Source organism: Nonomuraea sp. MTCD27, from assembly GCF_041950495.1.
GTDB lineage: Bacteria > Actinomycetota > Actinomycetes > Streptosporangiales > Streptosporangiaceae > Nonomuraea.
Genome location: NZ_JBGNUW010000001.1, coordinates 853,843 through 874,260 on the forward strand (window position 1 = coordinate 853,843; position 20,418 = coordinate 874,260).

Here is a 20,418-nt window from a genome sequence, read left to right on the forward strand (position 1 = left end):
ATTCATGAGCGACGCACGGACCCGTTTCGAGGAGCTGCGCCCCGTCATCGACGGCAGCCCCCAGGACGAGCTGCTCAGCCACATCGGCGCGCAGCCCGGCGGCATCGACGGCGTGCTCGGCCTGGTCTTCGAGTTGACGCCCGAGAGCTTCAGGGCGGAGAAGGCACGCAAGGGCGAGGGCACCTTCCAGTACGAGATCACCACGCCCGAGGGCCCGAAGTTCTACCACGTGTCGGTGGACCACGGCACGTGCGCGGTCGGGCAGGGGCAGCTGGACTCCCCCAAGGTCACGATCGGCGTGGACCTGGGCGACTTCCTCAAGATGACCACGGGGAAGCTGGCGGGGCCGCAGGCGTTCATGACCGGCAAGCTGAAGGTGTCGGGCAACACCTTCTTCGCCATGAAGTGGCGTGACTGGTTCACCACCCTCTAGAACCCGCACGAAGAAGGCGCTCCCGGAGCCCCGGGAGCGCCTTCTTCGCGTCCGCTCAGGCAGCCGGTTCGGCCCGCTTCCTGGCGGCCTCGGCCAGCATCCGGTCGACCAGCGACGTGGTGTGCTCGCCGGCCCTGAACTGCGGGTCGGCCAGGATGCGGCGCAGGAACCCGATCGTCGTGCGCACGCCCTTGCCGGTCACCGTGAACTCCTGCAGCGCCCGGTCCATCCGGGCGACCGCCTGCTCCCGGTCCGAGCCCCACACGACGACCTTGGCCAGCAGCGAGTCGTAGTCGGGCGTCACCCGGAAGCCGGGCCGCGCGTGCGTGTCCACCCTGACGAAGGGCCCCGCGGGCGGCTGGAACTCCTCCAGCAGCCCCGGCGTCGGGATGAAGCCGCGGTCGGCGTCCTCGGTGATGACCCGGCACTCGATCGAGACCCCGCGCGGCTGGACGTCCTCCTGCCGGATCGACAGCGGCTCGCCGGCCGCCACCCTGAGCTGCTCGGCCACGATGTCGATGCCCGTGACCATCTCGGTGACCGGGTGCTCGACCTGGATCCGGCAGTTGATCTCCATCAGGTAGAAGGACCCGTCGGTGTCCACCAGGAACTCGAACGTGCCCGCGCCCGCGTAGCCGACGGCCTGGCAGCCGCGGACGGCCATCTGCCCCATGCGCTCGCTCAGTCCGGGCGGCAGCCCGGGGCCGGGGGTCTCCTCGACCAGCTTCTGGTGCCGGCGTTGCACCGAGCAGTCCCGCTCGCCGAGGTGGACGGCGTTGCCGTACGTGTCGCACAGCACCTGCACCTCGATGTGCCGGGCTTTTTCCAGATATTTCTCGACGTACACCCGGCCGTCGCCGAAGACCGCCTGCGCCTCGGCCCGGGTGCGCTGGTAGGCGGAGCGGAAGTCGCGCGGGTCGTGGATCACCCGCATACCCCTGCCCCCGCCGCCCGCCGCCGCCTTGATGATCACCGGGTAACCGATCTCGTCGGCGAGCTCGGCGGCGGCCATCCCGTCGGCGATCGTCTGGTTGCTGCCCGGCAGGACCGGCAGCCCGGCCGCCGCCATGACGGCCCGGGTCTCCGCCTTGTCGGCCAGCCGGGCCATCACCTCCGGCGGCGGCCCGATGAACGTGATGCCGTTTCCGGCGCAGATCTCCGAGATGTAGGGGTCCTCCGACAGGAACCCGTACCCCGGGTGGATGGCGTCGGCCCCGGTGCGCAGGGCGGCCTCCAGGATGGCGGGCACGTTCAGGTAACTCGCCTTGGGCTGGGGCGGGCCGATCTGGATGGCTTCGTCGGCGAACCGGGTCACCGCGGAGTCGCGGTCGGCGGTGGAGTGCACCGCGACGGTGCGGATGCCGAGCTCCCGGCACGTCCGCGCGACGCGCAGCGCGATCTCACCTCGGTTGGCTATGAGGACGGTGCTGAACATGGGCTCCCTATCACGGAACGTTCGTCATGTGGACTCGACCGGCCTGACGGCGATGAGGCGCTCGTCGAACTCGACCGGGGTCGCGTCGGCGACCAGCACCTCGACGACCTCTCCCGAGCAGTCCGCCTCGATGGGGTTCATCATCTTCAGCGCCTCGACGATGCCTATCTGCTGGCCCTTCTCGACCCGGCCGCCCGCCGCGACGAACGGCTTCGCGCCGGGCTCGGGCGCGTGATAGAAGGTGCCGACGATCGGCGAGCGGATGAAGAGCAGGTCCTCGTCGACCGGCGCCGCCACGGCCGCCGCCTCGACGGCGACCGTGACGGGGCCGGCCGAGAACGTGCCGGCCACAGGGCCGACCACCGGGCCGACCACCGGGCCGGCCACCGGGCCGGCCACCGGGCCGGCCGGGCGGGGCTCGTCGGTCACCCACTCCAGCTCGACGTCGGCGTCCCCGGAGTGGACCTTGATCCGCCTGAGCCGGGGCGAGGCGTTCTTCATGAGCTCGATGGCGCTCGCCCGGACCACGTCCAGCTCGGAACCGTCGTCCGGCCGTCTCTCCCTCTTGGCCACGGTATTCCTACCTTCACTCAGTGATTCGACCCGAAATTCCGGAAGCGCCGCCGGCGGTCCCGGATCAGTTCCTGGGACGTCATGGGCATGAGCTCGTTCAGCGTCGCCGCCAGCGCGTGACGCAGGGAGTCCGCCGCTTCGACGTGACCGGCCTGCGTGCCGCCCGCCGGCTCCGGGACGACCCCGTCCACGATCCCGAGGCGCAGCAGCTCCCGCGCCTGCAGCCGCAGCGCCTCCGCGGCGACCGGGGCGGCCCCCGCGTCGTGCCACAGGATCGAGGCGCAGCCTTCGGGGCTGATGACCGAGTAGACGGCGTTGGAGCAGGCCAGGACCCGGTTCGCGACGCCGAGCGCGAGGGCGCCGCCGCTGCCGCCCTCGCCGATGACGACCGACACGACCGGCACCGGCAGGCCCGACATGAGACGCAGGTTCTCCGCGATGGCGCCCGCCTGCCCGCGCTCCTCGGCCTCCATGCCGGGGTAGGCGCCGGGCGTGTCGATGAGCGTGATGATCGGCAGGCCCAGCTTGGCGGCCAGCCGCATCAGCCGGGCGGCCTTGCGGTAGCCCTCGGGGCTCGGCATGCCGAAGTTGCGCGCGACCAGCTCGTGCGTGGTGTGCCCCTTCTGGTGGCCCAGGACCACGACCGGCTGCCCGGCGAAGACGCCGATGCCGCCCACGAGGGCCGGGCAGTCGCCCGCCATCCGGTCGCCGTGCAGCTCGACGAACCAGTCGAGGAGGTGGCTGAGGTACTCCAGGGTCGTGGGGCGTGCGACGTCCCTGGCCAGCCGTACGCAGTCCCAGGCCGGCACCTCCGGCAGCCGCGAGAAGTCCTCGATCAGCTCGGTGGCGCCGTCCTCGTCGTACGCCGGCAACCGGTCGGCGCCGCCGCGGTCCTGGACCGACAGCAGCCTGGCCAGCAGCCCGCGCAGCGCGGCCCGCGGCTGGACGTCGTCGATCAGCCCGTGCTCCAGCAGGAACTCCGCGGTCTGGAAACCCGCGGGCAGCCGCTGGCGGATGGTCTGCTCGATGACGCGGGGGCCCGCGAAGCCCATGCGCGCGCCCGGCTCGGCCACGATCACGTCGCCGAGCGAGGCGTAGGAGGCGGCGACGCCCCCGTAGGTGGGGTCGGTGGTCAGCGACAGCGTCAGCACGCCCGCCTCGTCGAGGGCGGCCAGCGCCTGGCTGGTCTTGGCCATCTGCATGAGGGCCAGCGCCCCCTCCTGCATGCGGGCGCCGCCCGAGGACGACACGACGAGCAGCGGGACGCGCTCGCGGAGCGCGACCTCGGCCGCGCCCGCGATCCGCTCCCCCACCGCGACGCCGAGGCTGCCGCCCATGAACCTGAAGTCCATCGCGGCGACGACCACGGGCCGGCCGTCGACCGTCCCTCTCACGCACACGACGGCGTCGTCCATGCCGGTCCGCGCCCGGCCGTCCATCAGCCGCCACGCGTACGGCTTGCCGTCGCTGAACTCCAGCGGATCCACGGCCACCGGGCCACAGGGGATGGGCCCGGCCGAGCCGGGATCGAGGAGCTGCCGGAGCCGCTCGTCCGCGGACAGCCGCGTGTGGTGCCCGCAGTCCGGGCACACGCCGAGCCGTGACTCCAGGCGCCGGTTGTAGATCAGGCCGCGGCAGGCCGGGCAGGTCGACCAGCCGGTCGCGGCCTCCTCGGTGGACAGGTCGGTCATGACTCTCCTCGTGTCATGAAGATCTCCTCGAGCTCCGCCCGCAGGGCGCGCTCGGCGGCCTTCGGCGGGGTGAGGGGAGTGAGCCGTTCCGGATGGCCGGGCGGCGTCGCCGGCGGGCCGGCGGGGCCCTGGTCCGGGCCCTGATCCGGGCCCCGGTCCAGGGCCCGGTCGGGCCCACGGTCGGACCCATCGCCGGGCCCACGGCCGGGCCCACGATCGGGCCCCGCCGAACGCGGGGCCCCGTCCTGGTGCGTCCCGGCCTCGTGCGGCTCGTCCTGGTGGGTCACGGGGAACGGGAGCACCCACTGGTAGCGGCCGCAGGCGACCAGGGCCCGGCCGAGACCGCGCAGCACGGCCCGCAGCAGGCGTCCGGCCTGATTCCGGTCGTTCATCGTGCTCACGCTCCCCACCCGGTCAGTACGCCGCCACAACCTCGTAGATGCCGTAGTGCCGATCCCCGCTGCGGTCCTGGAAGGGCCGCAGCGGGGAGGTGGCGTTGCGGTGCGCCGCGCCTTCCTCCCACGCCTTGAAGTCGGCCATGCTCTCCCACTCCGACAGCACCGCGAAGCCGGTCGAGTCCAGCGCCGAACGCAACAGCTCGTTCTTCAGCAGGCCGGGCGTGTCGGCCAGCCGCCGGCTGATCTCGTGGTAGGCGTCCTCGATCGCCCCGGGCCCCGCCTCGGGCACGGCCAAGTAGACGATCACCCTGGCGCGTCCCTTCATCGGGCCACCGCCTGGCCGCCCATCAGGCTGTACACGGTGCTCATGATGGTCATCGAGCCGCCCGACCGGTACGGGTGCAGCTTCATCCGGTGCTCCACGTGCTGGTCGCTGCGCTCGAACTCGCGGAAGCTCGGCTCGTCGACCCAGTCGCTGACGATGTAGTAGACCCGCTCCTCCGACTCGCTGTGGTAGAGCCACTGCCCGAGGTTGGCGGGGTGCCCGGTGACGCCGGTGCCGATGGCCAGCCAGGCCTGCTCGAACTCCTTCTCCATGCCCTGCTTGATCTCCGCGCGCAGCATCACGCGGAACGGGTTCGCGGTCATGGTCAGATCCCTCCGTCGACGTTGATGTTCTCGCCCGTGATGTAGGCGGACCGGTCGCTGAGCAGGAAGAGCACGGCCTCGGCGATGTCCTGCGGGCGGCCGAAGCGGCCCATGGCGATGATGTCGGCGTACCGCTCCTCGTACGCGCGGCGCTGCTCGGGGGAGAGCTTGGCCGCCGCCTCCGGGGTCTCGATCATGCCGGGGGAGACGAGGTTGACGCGGATGCCGGACGGGCCGAGCTCCTTGGTGAGCCCGCGGACGAGGCCGATGAGGGCCGACTTCGCCGCGGTGTAGTGGGAGCGCAGCGGGATGCCCACCGTGGCCACGCGGGAGCCGATCGCCACCACGGAGCTGCCCTCGGACAGCAGCGGCAGGGCCCGGTTGATGACGAGGTAGGCGGCGGTCAGCGAGGTGTCCACCACCCGGTGCCACTCGTCGAGCGGCAGCTGGCCGAAGGGGACGTGGCTGATGACGCCGGCGTTGTGCACGATGCCGTGCAGCGCGCCGTACCCGTCGCGCACCCCGGCCACCAGCTGCTCGACCTCGGCGGGGACGGTGACGTCGGCCCGGACGAGCTGGTGGTCGCCGGGGATGTTCTTGAGCTCGCCGGCGAGGTGCTCGATGTGCTCGCCCTCCTGCCGGTAGCAGGAGACGACGTTGGCTCCGGCCCGCGCCACGCCGAGGGTGATCTCGCGGCCGATCCCGCGGCTCCCCCCGGTGACGAGGACCGTCTTTCCTGACAGTTGCTGGCTCATGATGACTCCTTCACAGGACGGAGGCGGCGGCGATGTTGAGCGCGAACCCCGCGCACGACAGGACCGTGCGCAGGAGGTTCCAGTTCCGCCAGCGCGACCTCGGGTCGAGGCGCTCGAAGTCCTCGGGCAGCGACTCGGGGTCGATGGACTTGACCCACCGGTTGATGGGCACCTGCTTGACGATCGAGATGCCCATCACGCAGCAGAGGGTGACGGCCGTGACAGCGAACATGACCTGCGCGACCCGGTCCGGCGCGGTGGCCGCCAGCACGACGTCGGCGACGACGGTGAGGCCGAAGCAGATCGGCATGAACGGGTCGTAGCGGTCCCACAGATAGCGGTGGGAGTACACGTACCTGTCCGCGGGGAACGTCTCCATCAGGGGAATGATCCCGAGCGCGGTGGACAACAGGATTCCGGCCGCGAGGCCGCTGCCCAGCAGGGCCAGCGGCACCAGGGCGTCGATCATCTGCGCTCACTCCCCTTCTCGTGGCGGGCTCAGGCGGCGGTGCCGGCCGCGTCGTGGGCGCCGGCGACCTGCCGTTCGATGACCTCTTTGATGTGCCGCATCTCGTTGCGGGTCTGCTCGTTGAGGTGCCGGGCGGCGCCCTCGTTGTCGACCGGGGCGCTCGGCTTCATCTCGAACTGCTGGATCCAGCGCAGCCGGGTGCCGCCGTCGACCTCGTGGTACTCCCAGAAGAGGTGCATGAACTCCAGGAGCGGCCCGGTCTCGATGCGCTTGGCGTGCACGGTGCGGGTGACCGGGTCGGTCCTGCGCTCGGAGACCCAGCTCCACACCGTGCCGTCGGGCTCGGGGTGCATGGTCAGCCGGAAGCGCACGCGGTCGCCGTCGCGCTCCAGGATGTCGACGCGCTCGTACTCGCTGAACAGCGTGGGCCACGACTCCAGGTCGTTGGTCATCTCCCAGACCACGTCGACCGGCGCGGCGATCACGATCTCGTTGTCGGTCCTGCCGGGCATGTCAGGCCGCCAGCCGCTGGTTGACGTAGTCGAGGATGTTCCGGGGCGTCGTCATCTCCTCGATCGCCTCGTCCGGGATCGGCAGCTGGTGCGCCTGCTGGATGCGGGTGGCGATCTCCAGCACGGCCAGCGAGTCGAAGCCCAGGTGGTCGAGCCCGATGTCGAGGATCTCGCCGTCGAGCTCCTTCGCCGACTCGGCGTCGACCTGGATCATGATCGTCTTGAGCTGGTCCAGGGTGAGCAGGCTCATCTCTTTCCTCCAGATGGTGTCGGTGCGTTACGTGGTCAGCCGGCGGTGACGACCGCGGCGGCGTTGAACCCGCCGTAGCCGCGGGCCACCACCAGGGCGGTCCGCAGCCGGGCCTCCCGCGGCTCGCCGCAGACGAGGTCGAGGTCGTGGGCGGGCAGCGGTTCCGCCACGTTGACGGTCGGGGGGATCACCTGGTCGCGGATCGCCAGCAGGGCCGTGGCCAGGTCCAGTGCGGCGCCGCCCGCGTACAGGCGGCCCGTCATGGTCTTGGGGGCGGTGACCGGCACCCGGCGCGGGCCGAAGACCTCGCGCAGCGCGGCCGCCTCGGCCGCGTCGAGCTCCGGCACGCCGTAGGCGTCGGCGAGGACCACGTCCACGCCGTCGGGCGTCACCATGGCGTCGGCCAGCGCCGACTCGATGGCCCTGCGCAGGGCGGGCGGCCTGGGCGAGCCCGGCGGCGGGTCGAACGTGGCCGCGTAGCCCGCGATCCGGCCGTACGGCCGGCGCGCCGCGGTCGCGGCGTCCTCGACGATGAGGATCGCCCCGCCCTCCCCCGGCACGTAGCCGCAGGCCTCCGCCGAGAACGGCACGTACGCCGTGGTGGGGTCGTCGCGGCGGCTGAGCAGCCGGGTGGCGATCTGCGCGGTGAGCCCCGCCGGGGACAGCGAGGCGTCGGTGCCGCCGGTGACGACCAGCCGGGTGCCGAGGCGCACCTGCCTGCGGGCGTGGCCGACCGCGTCGAGCCCGCCGGCCTGCTCGGTCGCGATCACGCCGCAGGGTCCGCGCATGCCGTGCCGGATGGACAGCTGTCCGGTGGTGGCCGCGTAGAACCAGGCCACCGACATGTACGCGCCGACGTACAGCGGGCCCTTGGCCCACAGCTTCTGCAGCTCCCGCTGGCCGAACACGGTGCCGCCCGAGGAGTTCGCGGTGATCACCGACATCGCGTACTCGGGCAGCTCGGCGGGGTCGGCGCCGGCGTCGGCCAGCGCCTCGTCGGTGGCGGCGAGCGCCAGGTGGGTCATGTGGTCGGTCTGCGCGCGCAGCCGCTTGGGCACGCGCTCCACCGGGTCGAAGCCCTTGACCTCGCCGGCCAGCCGCACGGGGAAGCCGGAGACGTCGTAGGCCGAGATCACGTCGATGCCGCTCTTGCCGGCCAGCGTGGCCGCCCAGTAGTCCTCGGTGCCGAGGCCGTTGGGCGCCATCACGCCGATGCCGGTGACCACCGCCGCGCTCATGCCGCCACCTTGTGCGGAGCGGTGATCGTCACCGCGGTCTGGAAGCCGCCGAAGCCGCTGCCGATGCTGAGCACCACGTCCGTGCTGTGCTCGCGCGCCTCGACCGGCACGTAGTCCAGGTCGCACTCCTCGTCGAAGTTCGTCAGGTTCGCCGTGGGCGGGACCACGTCGTTCTCGATCGCCAGGACGCTGGCGGCGATCTCGATGGCGCCGATCGCGCCCAGGGAGTGGCCGATCATGGACTTGATGGAGCTCATCGGCACCTGGTACGCCCGCTCGCCCAGGCTCTCCTTCACCGCGGCGGTCTCGTGCCGGTCGTTCTGCTTCGTCCCCGAGCCGTGGGCGTTGACGTAGTCCACGTCCCCGGGCGTCAGGCCGGCGTTGCGCAGCGCCACCCGGATGGCCTCGGCCATCTCCCGGCCGTCCTCCTTCAGGCCCGTCATGTGGAAGGCGTTGGCCCGGCTGGCGTACGAGGCGATGGCGGCCCGCGTCCTGGCGCCGCGGCGCCTGGCGTGGTCGGCCTCCTCCAGCACGAACACGGCCGAGCCCTCGCCGAGAACGATGCCGTTGCGCTCCCTGTCGAAGGGGCGGCAGGCGGTGGCGGGGTCGTCGTTGCGCGGCGTGGTGGCCTTCAGCGCGTCGAAGCAGGCCACGGTGATCGGCGAGACGGGGGCCTCGGCCGCGCCGGTGACGACGACGTCCGCGGTGCCCTCCTCGATGAGCTGCAGGGCGTACCCGACCGCGTCCAGGCCCGACGTGCAGCCGGTCGAGATCAGGGTCGTCGGACCCTCGGCGCCGGCCGCCCAGGCGATCTCGGTGACGATGGAGCTCGGGACCATGAAGTTGTAGCTGTGCGGGACGGCGTACGACCAGTCGGTCAGCCAGCGCCGGCCGCCGTCGCTGACGACCACGTACTCCTGCTCCATCATCGTCGTGTTGCCGACCGCGTTGCCGATGCTGACGGCCACCCGGCCCGGGTCCAGCTCGCCGAGGGCGAGCCCGCTGTCGGCCAGGGCGTCGCGCGCGGCGACCACGCCGAGCTGCGCGGCCCGGTCCATGCGGCGGACCTCCTGCGGGGTCAGGCCCCGCGCGGCCGGGTCGAAGTCGCACTCCGCGGCCACCTGGCACCTGAACCCCGTCGCGTCGAAGAGGGAGATGCTCCTGGTGGCCGTGCGGCCGTGGGAGAGCATGTCCCAGAAGGCCGCGGTGTCGCCCCCGCCGGGGGCGATCACCGACATGCCGGTGATGACGGCCCGGCGACGTCTCATGACGGCCCGCCCGCGGCCACCGGCCCGCCGACGTTCGGTGGCGGGCCCTCCTCCAGCAGCGGCTCGGTGTCGACGTGGCCGAGGTCGGGGCGGGGCGCCAGGGGCCCGTTGTGGAAGACCACCTTCGCCGGCACCTCGCCGTTGTTCTCGAAGCGGTGCCTGACCCCCTTGGGGATCAGCAGGCCGTCGTCGGCCCGCAGCTGGACGTGGCTCTCGCCGTCGATCCGGGCGGTCAGCGTGCCGCTGACGACGTAGATGAACTCCTCCGAGTAGGGGTGGTGGTGCTCGATCACGAACTCGCCGGGCTGGAGCACGCCCACCCCCATGAACCCGGAGGTCGAGCCGGCCGAGCGCGGGCTGAGCAGCAGCTGGATCCGGCCGCCCCGCCGGTGGTCCACCGGTACGTCCCGCAACGACACTTTCCTGGGCGTCGACGTGGACATCGGGTCACTTCCCTTCCCACAGGTAGAACTGCTCGGCCATCGAGTCCTTCGGCTCCCGCCAGGACGGCAGGTACGGGCTCATGTACTTGGCGAGCCTGGTGTTGACGTCCTGGAACAACGGGTGCTCCCGGTGGGCGTAGAGCCGCTCCGTCGGATCGCCGTCCGCCTCGGTGAGGTGGAAGTAGAGTCCGTTGAACCTGAACAACGACCTGGCGCGGATGCCGATCAGCTCCGGGAGTTCGGTGGTGTCGGAATCGCGGAAGATCTCGGCCACCGCGTCGGAATCGGCCGGGTCCATACGCGCCACGATGAGCGTTCTGTGCATGTGCGACTCCCCGTCTAAGGGTTTACTGAGCTGGGTCTACTGCGGCTGGGTCTCATGGACCGGCTGCGACCAATGCACGGATGCTGACAAGGGCCCCTCGGGGGCTCATCGAGAACCGCTCGACTCCCGGCCGCCACCCGATCGACTCCGTCGAGCGAGCTCCGAGCCGCCCACGAGCCGCCGGTGTCACCTTCGAGCAGCCCGCGGTGCGCGTCTTCGGCGCGGCCCGCGGTACGCGTCGGAGAGCGAAAGGTCGGTGCGCCCGTGAACGAGATCCTGAGCGTGCTCGCCCTGCTGGGCAGCGGGACGACGGCGGGCGTGATGTTCGCCGTGGCGATCAGCATGGTCCCCGCCCTCGGTGCGATGCCCGTGCCCCGGTACGTCGAGGCGCACCAGCTCCTCGGCCGGAACTGGGACCCCACCATGCCGATCATCGTCATCACGACCACGCTGGCCGGCCTGGCGCTGGTGCCGCTCTCGGGCGACCCGGCGCGCACGGTGCTGCACGCGGCGGCCGCGGTGCTGATGCTCGGCGTCGCCGGGGTCTCCCACCTGCTGAACGTCCCCCTGAACCGGGCCGTCAAGGCGCTCGGTCCGGGCAGCTCCATCCCGCCGGGATGGGTCGATCCCCGGCCCACCTGGCGCGGTTACCACCTGGTCCGGACGGCGCTCGCGGGCGCGGCCTTCGCGCTCAACGCGACCGCCGTCGTGCTCGTGTGACCACGATCGCGCTCATGCGGCACGACCGCGGTCGTGCTCATGTGACGTGCCGGACCCCTTCGACGGTCATCCCCTGAGACGGAGGCACTCGTGAATCTCGACCTGAACAACCGCAGGGTCCTGGTGACCGGCGGCACCCGCGGCGTCGGCCGCGCCATCTCCCTGGCCCTGGCGGGCGCCGGCGCGAACGTGGTCGCCTGCCACCGCACCGACGAGGAGTCCGCCGCCGAGCTCGGCAGACAGCTCAAGCAGCTCGGCGGCGACCACCACGTGGTGCGCGCCGACGTCACCGTGCCCGCCGACGTGGCGGCGCTCGCCGACCACGTACGCACCGTGTACGGCGGGCTCGACGTCGTCGTCAACAACGCCGGCGTGGACTCGATGGCCCCGCTCGCCGTGCTGGAGGGCGAGGAGTGGCGGCGGGTCCTCGACACCGACCTGACCTCCGCCTTCCTGGTCACCCAGACCATGCTGCCGCTGCTCGGCGAGGGCGCGTCGGTCATCATGATCGGCAGCGCCGCCGCCGAGCGCGGGGTGGCCATGCGCGCCCACTACGGCGCGGCCAAGGCCGGGCTCGCCGGGTTCACCCGCTCGCTGGTGAAGGAGCTGGGCGAGCGCCGGATCAGGGTGAACGTCGTCGCGCCCGGCATCGTCGAGACCGAACCCGGCGCGGGGCTGCCCGAGGAGCTGTTCCAGCGCTTCACCGGCCTGACCCCGCTCGGCCGCCTGGCCCGGCCGGACGACGTGGCGGGCGCCGTGCTGTTCCTCGCCGCGGACCTGTCGCGGTTCGTCAACGGCGTCACCATCGCCGTCGACGGCGGTATCTGAACCCTTGGAGTGAGGTAACCCATGACTTTCGCCGCGATCACCTACAAGATCAAGCCCGGGCACGAGGACGAGATCGCGCAGATCTTCGCCGAGTTCCAGCGGGCCGACTCGCCCATCCTGCACGACGAGGAGGGCGAGGAGACCGGCGTGATCCTCGCCACCGGCCTGTTCATCTCGGGCGACCGGATGTTCCGGGTCATCCAGTACGAGGGCCGGCTCGACGACGTCGCCAGGCACATGGCCGTGCAGGACGGCGTGCGCGAGGCGGAGCGCAGGCTCCAGCCGTACCTGGCCGAGCCGCGCGACACCGAGACCGTCGAGGGCTTCATGAAGTACTTCGGCAACAGCACCATGCGCTGCATCCAGGAGCTCGGCGTGCCCACCGAGATGCTCAAGGACATCCCCGAGCACCTGCTGCGGAGGCAGCCGTGAAGCGCCTGGCCTTCCTGGGGCTCGGCGGCATGGGGGCGGGCATGGCGCTGCGGCTGCTCGACTGCGGCCACGACCTGGTCGTCCACAACCGGACGCCGGAGAAGGCGGCGCCCGTCGCCGCGGCGGGCGGCGTGATCGCCGCCAGTCCCGCCGGGGCGGTGGCCGGCGCCGACGCCGTCGTGGTGAGCCTGGCCGACCAGGCCGCCGTGGAGCGGGTGGTCCTCGGCGACGCGCTGGCGGCGCTGCGGCCGGGCGCCTACGTGATCGACACCTCCACCCTGTCGCCGGCCTTCTCCCGGACCGTGACCGAGCGGCTCGCCGCGGCCGGCGTGCGCCGGGTGGAGGCGTGCGTGCTCGGCAATCCCGCCCAGGCCAGGGAGGGGCTGCTGCGCGTGCTCGCCGCGGGCCCGGCGGCAGACGTCGACGCCGTGGAGCCCGTGCTGGAGTCGCTGGGCCACCAGGTCGTCCGGGTGGGCGACACGGGGTCGGCCGCCGTCATGAAGCTGGCGTTCAACCTGCTGATCGGCGCGCAGGTGGCCTCCCTCGCCGAGGCCGTGGCCCTGGGCGTCGGCGCCGGGCTGGACCGCGGGGAACTGCTGACCGCGATCAAGGAGAGCGGCTTCAGCTCCCTGGTCATGGGCTTCCGCGCGGACATCATGCAGCGGCGCGACTACGTGCCCGCGGCCTTCCGTACCCGGCTGATGGCCAAGGACCTGCGCTTCGCCCTCGACGAGGCGGAGCGGGCCGGCCTGGCGCTGCCGGTGACCCGGCGGGCGGCCGAGCGGTTCGAGCAGGTGATCGGCGCGGGCGACGGCGAGGCCGACGCGGCCGTCCTGGTCGAGCATCCGCAGTTGATCACCCAGGTGATCACATGACCACGTCGGTGGAGGCGAGCCGGCCGGCGGAGCCCGGGTGGCTGTTCGGGCAGCCCCGCTGGTTCGGCACGCTGTTCATGGTGGACATGTGGGAGCGGTTCAGCTTCTACGGGATGCGCGCCATCCTCATCCTCTATCTGGTGGCCCCGGCCGAGCGCGGCGGCCTGGGCGTGCCCGTCGGCACCGCGGCCGCCCTGTTCGGGCTCTACATGTCCACGGTCTTCCTGGCCGCGCTGCCCGGCGGCTGGATCTCCGACCGGCTGCTCGGTCCCCGCCGCACCGTGCTCGTGGGGGCGGTCACGATCGCCGCCGGTCACTACGCGATGGCGGTGCCGTCCGTGCCGTTCGTCTACGCGGGGCTGACGCTCATCGCGGCCGGCACCGGGCTGCTCAAGCCCAGCATGGGCGCCATGGTCAGCCACCTGTATCCGCACGACACCGGCAAGCGGGACGCGGCCTGGTCGGTCTTCTACATGAGCATCCAGGTCAGCGCCCTGCTGGCGCCGCTCGTCACCGGGTTCCTCGGCGAGCGGGTCGACTGGCACCTCGGCTTCGCCGCGGCCGGCGTCGGCATGACGTTCGGGGTCGTCCAGTACGTCCTGGGCCTGCGGCACTTCGCCGACCTCGGCGCGCGGCCGCCGCGGCCGATGAGCGCGGCGGAGCTGCGGCCGGTGCTGGTCAGGACGGGCGTGATCGGCGGCGCGGCCGTCGTGCTGTTCGGCGTGGACGTGCTGGCGGGCACCTTCACCGTCGAGCACCTCCTGGCGCTCGTCGGGATCACCGTCGTGATCGTCCCGATCCTCTACTACCGCTCGATCCTGCGCGATCGCGGGCTGCTCCCCGAGGAGCGGCGGCGGGTGAAGGCGTTCCTGTGGTTGCTGCTGGCCTCCGCCGTGTTCTGGATGCCGTACGACCAGGGCGGCTCGCTGCTCAACCTGTTCGCCGAGCGCAGCACCGACCGGGTGCTGTTCGACTTCGAGTTGCCGGCGAGCTGGTTCCAGTCGCTGCACCCGGGCTTCATCCTGCTGCTGGCGCCGCTGTACGCGTGGTTCTGGGTGCGCAAGGGACAGCACATCGGCACCTCGGCGAAGTTCGCGGTCGGCCTGCTCATGATGGGGGCGAGCTTCGTCGTCATGGCGTTCGCGGCGCTCGGCGCGGCGGGCGGCGCGAAGGTGTCGATGACGTTCCTGGTGGTGGTCTACCTGCTGCAGGTGGCCGGGGAGCTCGCGCTGGCCCCTCCGGGGATGAGCGCGCTGTCCCAGGCCGCGCCGCGGGCGTACGTCAGCCAGATGATGGGGGTCTGGTGGTTGTTCGCGGCGCTCGGGGTCGGGCTCGGCGGGCAGCTCGCCCGGATCAGCACGGTCATCCCGCAGCCGGTGTACTTCGCGGGCCTGGGCGGTCTCGTCCTGGTCGTCGGCCTGGCCGTGTCGCTGGGCGCCCGCAGGATCGACCGCGGCCTGCGCTGAGCCCGTCACCCGCGGGTCCCGGATCGCAAGGTCCCGGGACCCGCGGCTTTCGCGTGCGCCGGCTTCAGGAGGGGCGGCAGGACACGGTCGAGATCTCGTCACCGACCACGGCCATGCCCAGGCGTACGGACTGGCCGAGCAGCCGCTGCGCCGCCTGGAGCCGCCTGGCCAGGCGGCGTGACAGCGCGTTGGTGAGGCAGGGCCGCAGCCGCATGCCGCTCAGCACGGCGACCTCGGTCACGCCGCCCGCGGCCAGGGTGACCATCCGCTCCTTGACCGCCACCTGACGGCTGAGCAGCCGCAGGCCCGTGTCGAAGACGAAGACGTCGGCCGGCTCGCACTCCTTGGCCAGGTTCTCCCCCAGCCCCCACGTCGCGCGCACGATGATGTCGCTGTCGGCGCGGGCGGTGTCGGCGGGGTACACCCGGGCGAAGCTCTCCGCGGCCACCAGGTCCTGGATCAGCACGGCCCTCCTGCCGAGGCCGCCGACGGCGTGCACGGGCAGGCCGGGCGCCCAGCCGCGGGACGGCATCGGCCACGCGAGCAGCTCCGTCACGGCGGAGGACAGCGCCTCGTGCCCGCGGATGTTGAGGAAGGCCTGCGGCCGCATGCGCGTCATGCCGGGGGGCGGAGAGGGCCGTACCGCGACCGCGAGGCCGTCACCCTGCTCGGGCCGGCTCAGCTCCCAGTAGGCCGCCGCGGCTGCGCTCAGCACCGCGTCACGGTCCGGCGCGGGCAGGTCAAGGTACGACAGCGCGGTCACGCTGAATCCCCGGGGGACTCCGAAGGCATGGCCGAGCCGGCTCAGGTACGCCGCTTTCTCCCCGACGAGTTCGACGCTGCGGCTCTGCGGCTCCTGAGACCAATAGAGCTGAAAGTCCCGGCGGAAGCCGGAAGTACCCTCGTCACCCACGTGAGCTTCATCTCCACGAGCGTAAATCACGATGAACGGGCAGCGCCGGCGTTCATCAGCGGAGCCGCGGTTCATCACCGGATACGTGACTGGATTTATCTGGCTCCTTACTCGACGACAGGACGGACGGCTCGGTGAAGAGCCTGAATTAAGCCTACCCATTCTGCGATTCCGTCGAATACTCGGCGTGCAGCGACGCCGGGTACGACCGGGGGAGTAGCCCGGCGCCGGCCTACTCCCTTTGGACGACTCCGGCACGGAGAGTAGCGGCGGCGACACGGTGGCCCGGACCACGGGTCGCGAGCTGCGGTTACGGCCGCGATCGCCCCATTCGGACCACCGAAACGTCCTGACTTTCGTCCTGACCAAATCAGTTGATCAACATCAGAATGTTAACAGCGACCTTGCCTAATGGGTGAGAGTCGCAGGTCATGAAAGGTCCAGATGCGTTCGAGAACGCCTCGTGCGCTTCCCGAGCCATTCATGTGCAGAGATATAGACAAACGAGTAGTGACACTCGAACACGGCTGGACGATACTGGCTCCGAGCGAGGTCACAGCGGCAATAAGGGGCTGGCAAGTCAGGCAGCAACGCAACATCATCAGATTAGGGAGCAGCCATGCTGCGATTCGGCATCCTAGGCACGCTAGAGGTGAGCAATGGAGAAGGAGATTGCACCCCGACCGCACCGAAGCTCCGTGAAGTCCTTTCGCTGCTGCTCGTCCAGCCCAATCGGGTCGTCCCCACCGAGATTTTGCTAGAGGAATTGTGGCGGGGCAAACTGCCCCGCAGCGCCGTGGCCACCCTGCAGACATACGTCTACCAGCTCAGGAAAATCCTGAGCTACGGCCCCTCGGCGGACGACTGCGAACTGCTGGTGACCCGGCCACCGGGTTACATGATCCGGCTGGATCCGGACCATCTCGACGCGACGCTGTTCGAGAAGCTCGTGGAGGAAGGACAGGCGGCACTCGCCCTCGACGACGCCCGGACCGCCAGCCGGCTGCTGCACCAGGCTCTCGCGCTGTGGCGGGAGCGCGCACTGGCCGACGTCGAGCCGGGGCCGCGTCTCGCCGCACATCTGGCCTGGCTGGAGGAGAGCCACCTGTCCGCGCTCGAGTTGCGTATCGAGGCCGATATGCGCCTGGGCAAACATCGCCAGCTGGTTGGCGAACTGCGGGCACTCGCCGCGGCTCATCCCCTGCACGAGTGGTACCACCTGCAGCTGATGGTCTCGCTCCACCGCTCGGGCCGGCGGGCCGACGCGCTCGACGTCTACCAACGCCTGCGGAAGGTGATCCGCGCCGAGATCGGCCTTGAACCCTCGGCCGAGCTGCGTCATGCGCAGCAGGTGATCCTCGAAGGGTCTGCTGCAGACGTCCTCATGCGGACGTGATGACCGGCAGGACCCTGAGGCGTTTCCACCGAGGCGCACCCGTGACAACGGGTGCGCCTCTTGTTTTCCCACCCGGTTCCGGCGCCCGCCCGCCCGTCTCGTTCGCGCCCCAGCCCGGTGCTCGCGGACGGGCGGTGGGGTCCTAACGGCTCTCGATCGGGGCTCGACGTCTCCTCGCGACCATGGATCCGCCCGTACGGCGATCCGGCGATGGGAGGCCGCCCGTGCCCAGTAAGGCGACACCGAGATACCAGTTCCCGTTCCGGGGAGCCGCGCTGACCGATCCACCACCCGAGTTCGCGCAGCTCCGCCAGGAGGAGCCCGTGGCGCTGGTGGAGCTGCCCACCGGCGACCACGCGTGGCTGGTCACCGGCTACCACGAGGTCCGCCAGGTGCTGTCGGACCACCGTTTCAGCAGGGCCGCGGCGGCCAGGCCCGGGGCGCCGCGGCTGCGGCCCGTGCCGCCCGACGCGACCTCGATCCTCTCGCTCGACCCGCCCGAGCACACCCGGCTCAGGTCCCTCGTCGCGTACGCGTTCACCGCGCGCCGGATCGCCGCCATGCGACCGCGCATCCAGGAGCTGACCGACGCGCTGCTCGACGAGCTGGTGGCCAAGGGCGCCCCCGGCGACCTGGCGCAGGGGTTCGCGGTGCCGCTCGCCATGGCGGTGATCTGCGAGATCCTCGGCGTGCCGGAGGAGGACCGGGAGCGGTTCAGGCAGTCGGCCGACATCGCGCTCAGCCTCGTGCCGGCCGACGCCGACAGGCTCGTCGCGGCCAGGGCCACGCTGCACGACTACCTGGCCTCGCTGGTGTCGGCCAAGCGGCACGAGTTCCGCGGGGACGTGCTGAGCGTGCTCGCCTCCGACCACGACGGCGAGCGCCTGACGTACGAGGAGCTGCTCACCTTCGGGGCGACGCTGCTGACGGCCGGCTACCACACCGTGGCCGCCGCCCTCATCAACGGCACGCTGGTCCTGCTCCTCCGCCCGGACGAGCTGGCCCGCCTGCGTGCGCGCCCGCAGCTGATCACGACGGCGGTCGAGGAGCTGCTGCGCTTCACCCCGGGCGCCGTCAGCGGCGGGACGATCCGGGTCGCCACCGAGGACGTCGAGCTGGGAGGCGTGACGATCCGCCGGGGTGAGGCCGTCATCCCCTCGACCACCTCCGCCAACCGGGACGGCTGCGCCTTCGCCGACCCCGACAACCTGGTCCTCGACCGGCCCTTCGGCCGCGGCGACGTCTCCCACGTCGCCTTCGGCCACGGCTTCCACCACTGTCTCGGCGCGAACCTCGCCCGGCTGGAGATGCGCCTGGCCATCGGCTCGCTGGTGCGTCGCCTGCCCGGGCTGAGCCTCGCCGTGCCCGTGGAGGAGCTGACCTGGAACCCCAACACCATGATCCGAACTCTGTCCGCGATGCCGGTGACCTGGCGGCGCGGGGAAACCGAGGAGTGAGACGAGCGATGACCATCGAGCTCCCCGCCGCCGGGCGGGTCACCGGCAGCCGCATACTCGGGCTGGGCGTCTACCGGCCCGCGAGCGTCGTCACGAACGCGGAGATCGCCGAGCGCGTGGGCCGTACGGAGAAGTGGATCGAGTCCCGCTCCGGTGTCAGGGAGCGGCGCTTCGCCGGTCCCGGCGAGTCGCTGCCCATGATGTCCGCCGCCGCCGCGGAGAAGGCGCTGGCCGCGGCCGGGGTCGATCCGGCGCGGGTCGGCTGCGTGCTGACCGCGACCACGACGCACCTCACCCAGATGCCGTCGCTGGCCTCGGAGGTGGCCCACCGGATCGGCGCCGGGCGGGCCGCCGCGTTCGACGTCTCCGCCGCCTGCGCGGGCTTCTCGTACGCGCTGGCCCTCGCCAGCGACATGGTACGGGCCGGCAGCGCCGAGTACGTGCTGATGATCGGCGCCGAGCGGGTGTCCGACATCCTCGACCACGAGGACCCCAGCACCGCCTTCCTGTTCGCCGACGGCGCCGGGGCGGTCGTGGTGGGCCCATCGGACCGGCCGGGCATCGGCCCCGTGGTGTGGGGCTCGGACGGCTCGCGCGCCGGCGCCGTCGGCATGAGCGGCTTCTGGGTGCCCGAGCTGCAGCGGCAGCCGGACCTGAAGTGGCCGGTCCTGACGATGTCGGGCTGGCGCGTCTATCGCTGGGCGACCGCCGAGCTCATCCCGATCGCCGCGCGGGCGATCGAGCGGGCCGGCCTCACGCCCGCCGACCTGGACGCGTTCATCCCGCACCAGGCGAACAAGCTCATCACCGACGCCATCGCCGAGGGGCTCGGCCTCGGCGAGGACATCACGGTCGCGTACGACATCGAGCGGAGCGGCAACACCTCCGCCGCCTCCATCCCGCTGGCCATGGACGCGCTGCTGAGCACGAACGCGGTCCGCAGCGGCGACCGGGCGCTGCTCATCGGATTCGGCTCGGGACTGGTGTACGCGGCCCAGGTCGTGGAATTGCCGTGAATCATTCCGACGGTCCCGGATCTGCGCTCTAGCGGGCGACGACCGGCCGCCTATGTCGGAAAGTTAACGTCTTTGTCAGAAGCCCACCGCATTACGCATTCCTGTCGGCTGTGAAATGGCCGGGCGGAGAAGAGGAGTCAAATGTTGACGAAAAACCAGCGGGCCGTCGTCAGGTCCACGGCCCTCATCGTGGCGATTCCGCTGACCGGTTGCGCCGGCGCGGCGCAGTCGTCCACCGCCGCGCAGCCTCCTGCCCAGGCGGCGGCCCCGGCCCAGGCGGCCCCCGCCCAGGCGCCGGCCACCGCGGCGCAGGAGCCGCCGCGCAACGGTGCCGCGAACACCACCACCGACAAGAACCTCAAGCAGTTCGAGTGGTTCGCGGGCAGCTGGACCTGCAAGTCCGAGAACACCCCGCCCATGGGCAAGCCGTACACCAGCACGCTGAAGGCCACGGGCGCCTATGAGCTGAGCGGCCGGTGGTTCGTGTGGAACAGCCAGGAGCAGCCCGGGCCGCAGGTGGAGAACCCGGTCGCGTTCAAGGGGGTCTGGGGGTACGACACCACCAACAAGCGGGTGGTGACCAATCACTTCGACAGCACGGGCATCAGGGCGCTGCAGTTCGGCGCCGGGTGGAAGGGCAACGTGCTGGACCTCACCGACGGCGAGCTCTTCCTCCAGAACAGCCCGCCCATCCCGTTCCGGGAGATCTTCACCAGGCTCGGGCCCGACAGATTCACCGACGACATGCTTTTCAAGCTCGACGGGAAATGGCAGCGGATCATCATCGCCGACTGCACCCGCGACAAGTAGCATGACAAATTCCCGGCCCCCCTGGAAAGGGGCCGGGAATTTCTCTTGACGCGATATCTGACAGGCC

General features: G+C 71.4%; 25 protein-coding genes. 10 read left to right on the top strand and 15 right to left on the bottom strand.

The features are described from left to right. The first annotated feature begins 4 nt into the window (after positions 1–4). Positions 5–433, top strand: coding sequence for an SCP2 sterol-binding domain-containing protein (locus ACBJ59_RS03960; RefSeq protein ID WP_364123261.1), 429 nt, complete (start codon positions 5–7; stop codon positions 431–433). 55 nt (positions 434–488) lie between these two features. Here the strand turns inward: ACBJ59_RS03960 and ACBJ59_RS03965 are convergent, their stop codons facing one another. From ACBJ59_RS03965 to ACBJ59_RS04030, 14 genes are read right to left on the bottom strand one after another with little or no spacing between them, the layout of a single operon-like run. Continuing rightward, positions 489–1,868: an acetyl/propionyl/methylcrotonyl-CoA carboxylase subunit alpha gene (locus ACBJ59_RS03965; RefSeq protein WP_375108785.1), complete on the bottom strand. Its 1,380-nt coding sequence runs from the start codon at positions 1,866–1,868 to the stop codon at positions 489–491. A gap of 24 nt (positions 1,869–1,892) precedes the next feature. After that, entirely contained in the window at positions 1,893–2,441 is a 549-nt protein-coding gene (gene accB, locus ACBJ59_RS03970; RefSeq protein ID WP_375108786.1) for an acetyl-CoA carboxylase biotin carboxyl carrier protein, read from the bottom strand. A 17-nt stretch (positions 2,442–2,458) separates the two neighbouring features. Continuing rightward, entirely contained in the window at positions 2,459–4,132 is a 1,674-nt protein-coding gene (locus ACBJ59_RS03975) for an acetyl-CoA carboxylase carboxyltransferase subunit alpha (protein WP_375108787.1), read from the bottom strand. After that, entirely contained in the window at positions 4,129–4,524 is a 396-nt protein-coding gene (locus tag ACBJ59_RS03980; protein WP_375108788.1) for a hypothetical protein, read from the bottom strand. The genes ACBJ59_RS03975 and ACBJ59_RS03980 overlap by 4 nt, the downstream gene beginning before the upstream one ends. A 22-nt stretch (positions 4,525–4,546) precedes the next feature. After that, positions 4,547–4,855, bottom strand: coding sequence for an antibiotic biosynthesis monooxygenase family protein (locus ACBJ59_RS03985; protein ID WP_375108789.1), 309 nt, complete (start codon positions 4,853–4,855; stop codon positions 4,547–4,549). Beyond that, entirely contained in the window at positions 4,852–5,178 is a 327-nt protein-coding gene (locus ACBJ59_RS03990) for an antibiotic biosynthesis monooxygenase family protein (RefSeq protein WP_364123249.1), read from the bottom strand. The genes ACBJ59_RS03985 and ACBJ59_RS03990 overlap by 4 nt, the downstream gene beginning before the upstream one ends. 2 nt (positions 5,179–5,180) lie before the next feature. After that, positions 5,181–5,933, bottom strand: coding sequence for an SDR family NAD(P)-dependent oxidoreductase (locus ACBJ59_RS03995; RefSeq protein WP_364123247.1), 753 nt, complete (start codon positions 5,931–5,933; stop codon positions 5,181–5,183). 10 nt (positions 5,934–5,943) lie between these two features. After that, the gene (locus tag ACBJ59_RS04000) at positions 5,944–6,402 is read right to left on the bottom strand and encodes an anthrone oxygenase family protein (protein ID WP_375108790.1); all 459 of its coding nucleotides are present in this window, start codon (positions 6,400–6,402) and stop codon (positions 5,944–5,946) included. 29 nt (positions 6,403–6,431) lie between these two features. Beyond that, complete coding sequence (locus tag ACBJ59_RS04005; protein ID WP_375108791.1) at positions 6,432–6,914, bottom strand: SRPBCC family protein; 483 nt, start codon at positions 6,912–6,914, stop codon at positions 6,432–6,434. Position 6,915: 1 nt separating this feature from the next. Next, complete coding sequence (locus ACBJ59_RS04010; protein ID WP_375108792.1) at positions 6,916–7,164, bottom strand: acyl carrier protein; 249 nt, start codon at positions 7,162–7,164, stop codon at positions 6,916–6,918. A 35-nt stretch (positions 7,165–7,199) separates the two neighbouring features. Further along, positions 7,200–8,402: a ketosynthase chain-length factor gene (locus ACBJ59_RS04015; protein WP_375108793.1), complete on the bottom strand. Its 1,203-nt coding sequence runs from the start codon at positions 8,400–8,402 to the stop codon at positions 7,200–7,202. Next, entirely contained in the window at positions 8,399–9,670 is a 1,272-nt protein-coding gene (locus ACBJ59_RS04020; protein WP_364123238.1) for a beta-ketoacyl-[acyl-carrier-protein] synthase family protein, read from the bottom strand. Before ACBJ59_RS04020 ends, ACBJ59_RS04015 begins: the two co-directional genes overlap by 4 nt. Further along, positions 9,667–10,113: a cupin domain-containing protein gene (locus ACBJ59_RS04025; RefSeq protein ID WP_375108794.1), complete on the bottom strand. Its 447-nt coding sequence runs from the start codon at positions 10,111–10,113 to the stop codon at positions 9,667–9,669. Before ACBJ59_RS04025 ends, ACBJ59_RS04020 begins: the two co-directional genes overlap by 4 nt. Before the next feature lie 4 nt (positions 10,114–10,117). After that, positions 10,118–10,438: a TcmI family type II polyketide cyclase gene (locus tag ACBJ59_RS04030; protein WP_375108795.1), complete on the bottom strand. Its 321-nt coding sequence runs from the start codon at positions 10,436–10,438 to the stop codon at positions 10,118–10,120. Positions 10,439–10,702: 264 nt separating this feature from the next. Here ACBJ59_RS04030 and ACBJ59_RS04035 point away from each other — a divergent pair, with 264 nt between their 5' ends. The 5 genes from ACBJ59_RS04035 (at position 10,703) to ACBJ59_RS04055 (ending at position 14,759) form a co-directional block, all read left to right on the top strand. After that, entirely contained in the window at positions 10,703–11,158 is a 456-nt protein-coding gene (locus tag ACBJ59_RS04035; protein ID WP_364123232.1) for a DUF1772 domain-containing protein, read from the top strand. A gap of 90 nt (positions 11,159–11,248) precedes the next feature. Then, positions 11,249–11,986: an SDR family NAD(P)-dependent oxidoreductase gene (locus tag ACBJ59_RS04040; RefSeq protein WP_375108796.1), complete on the top strand. Its 738-nt coding sequence runs from the start codon at positions 11,249–11,251 to the stop codon at positions 11,984–11,986. A gap of 21 nt (positions 11,987–12,007) precedes the next feature. Beyond that, positions 12,008–12,418 carry a SchA/CurD-like domain-containing protein gene (locus ACBJ59_RS04045; protein ID WP_375108797.1) on the top strand — a complete coding sequence of 137 codons (411 nt, stop codon included), beginning with the start codon at positions 12,008–12,010 and terminating at the stop codon, positions 12,416–12,418. Next, positions 12,415–13,293 carry an NAD(P)-dependent oxidoreductase gene (locus ACBJ59_RS04050; RefSeq protein WP_375108798.1) on the top strand — a complete coding sequence of 293 codons (879 nt, stop codon included), beginning with the start codon at positions 12,415–12,417 and terminating at the stop codon, positions 13,291–13,293. The genes ACBJ59_RS04045 and ACBJ59_RS04050 overlap by 4 nt, the downstream gene beginning before the upstream one ends. Continuing rightward, positions 13,290–14,759 carry a peptide MFS transporter gene (locus ACBJ59_RS04055; RefSeq protein WP_375108799.1) on the top strand — a complete coding sequence of 490 codons (1,470 nt, stop codon included), beginning with the start codon at positions 13,290–13,292 and terminating at the stop codon, positions 14,757–14,759. The genes ACBJ59_RS04050 and ACBJ59_RS04055 overlap by 4 nt, the downstream gene beginning before the upstream one ends. A gap of 64 nt (positions 14,760–14,823) precedes the next feature. Here the strand turns inward: ACBJ59_RS04055 and ACBJ59_RS04060 are convergent, their stop codons facing one another. After that, positions 14,824–15,522 (bottom strand): PEP/pyruvate-binding domain-containing protein, encoded by a 699-nt coding sequence (locus ACBJ59_RS04060; protein WP_375108800.1) that lies wholly within the window; start codon positions 15,520–15,522, stop codon positions 14,824–14,826. Positions 15,523–16,291: 769 nt separating this feature from the next. Here ACBJ59_RS04060 and ACBJ59_RS04065 point away from each other — a divergent pair. The 4 genes from ACBJ59_RS04065 (at position 16,292) to ACBJ59_RS04080 (ending at position 20,351) form a co-directional block, all read left to right on the top strand. Then, positions 16,292–17,068: an AfsR/SARP family transcriptional regulator gene (locus tag ACBJ59_RS04065; RefSeq protein WP_364123221.1), complete on the top strand. Its 777-nt coding sequence runs from the start codon at positions 16,292–16,294 to the stop codon at positions 17,066–17,068. Between the two features lie 224 nt (positions 17,069–17,292). Continuing rightward, positions 17,293–18,525: a cytochrome P450 gene (locus tag ACBJ59_RS04070; protein WP_375108801.1), complete on the top strand. Its 1,233-nt coding sequence runs from the start codon at positions 17,293–17,295 to the stop codon at positions 18,523–18,525. 8 nt (positions 18,526–18,533) lie between these two features. Continuing rightward, entirely contained in the window at positions 18,534–19,541 is a 1,008-nt protein-coding gene (locus ACBJ59_RS04075; RefSeq protein ID WP_375108802.1) for a beta-ketoacyl-ACP synthase 3, read from the top strand. Between the two features lie 141 nt (positions 19,542–19,682). Beyond that, positions 19,683–20,351 (top strand): hypothetical protein, encoded by a 669-nt coding sequence (locus ACBJ59_RS04080; protein WP_364123215.1) that lies wholly within the window; start codon positions 19,683–19,685, stop codon positions 20,349–20,351. Positions 20,352–20,418: the final 67 nt, after the last annotated feature.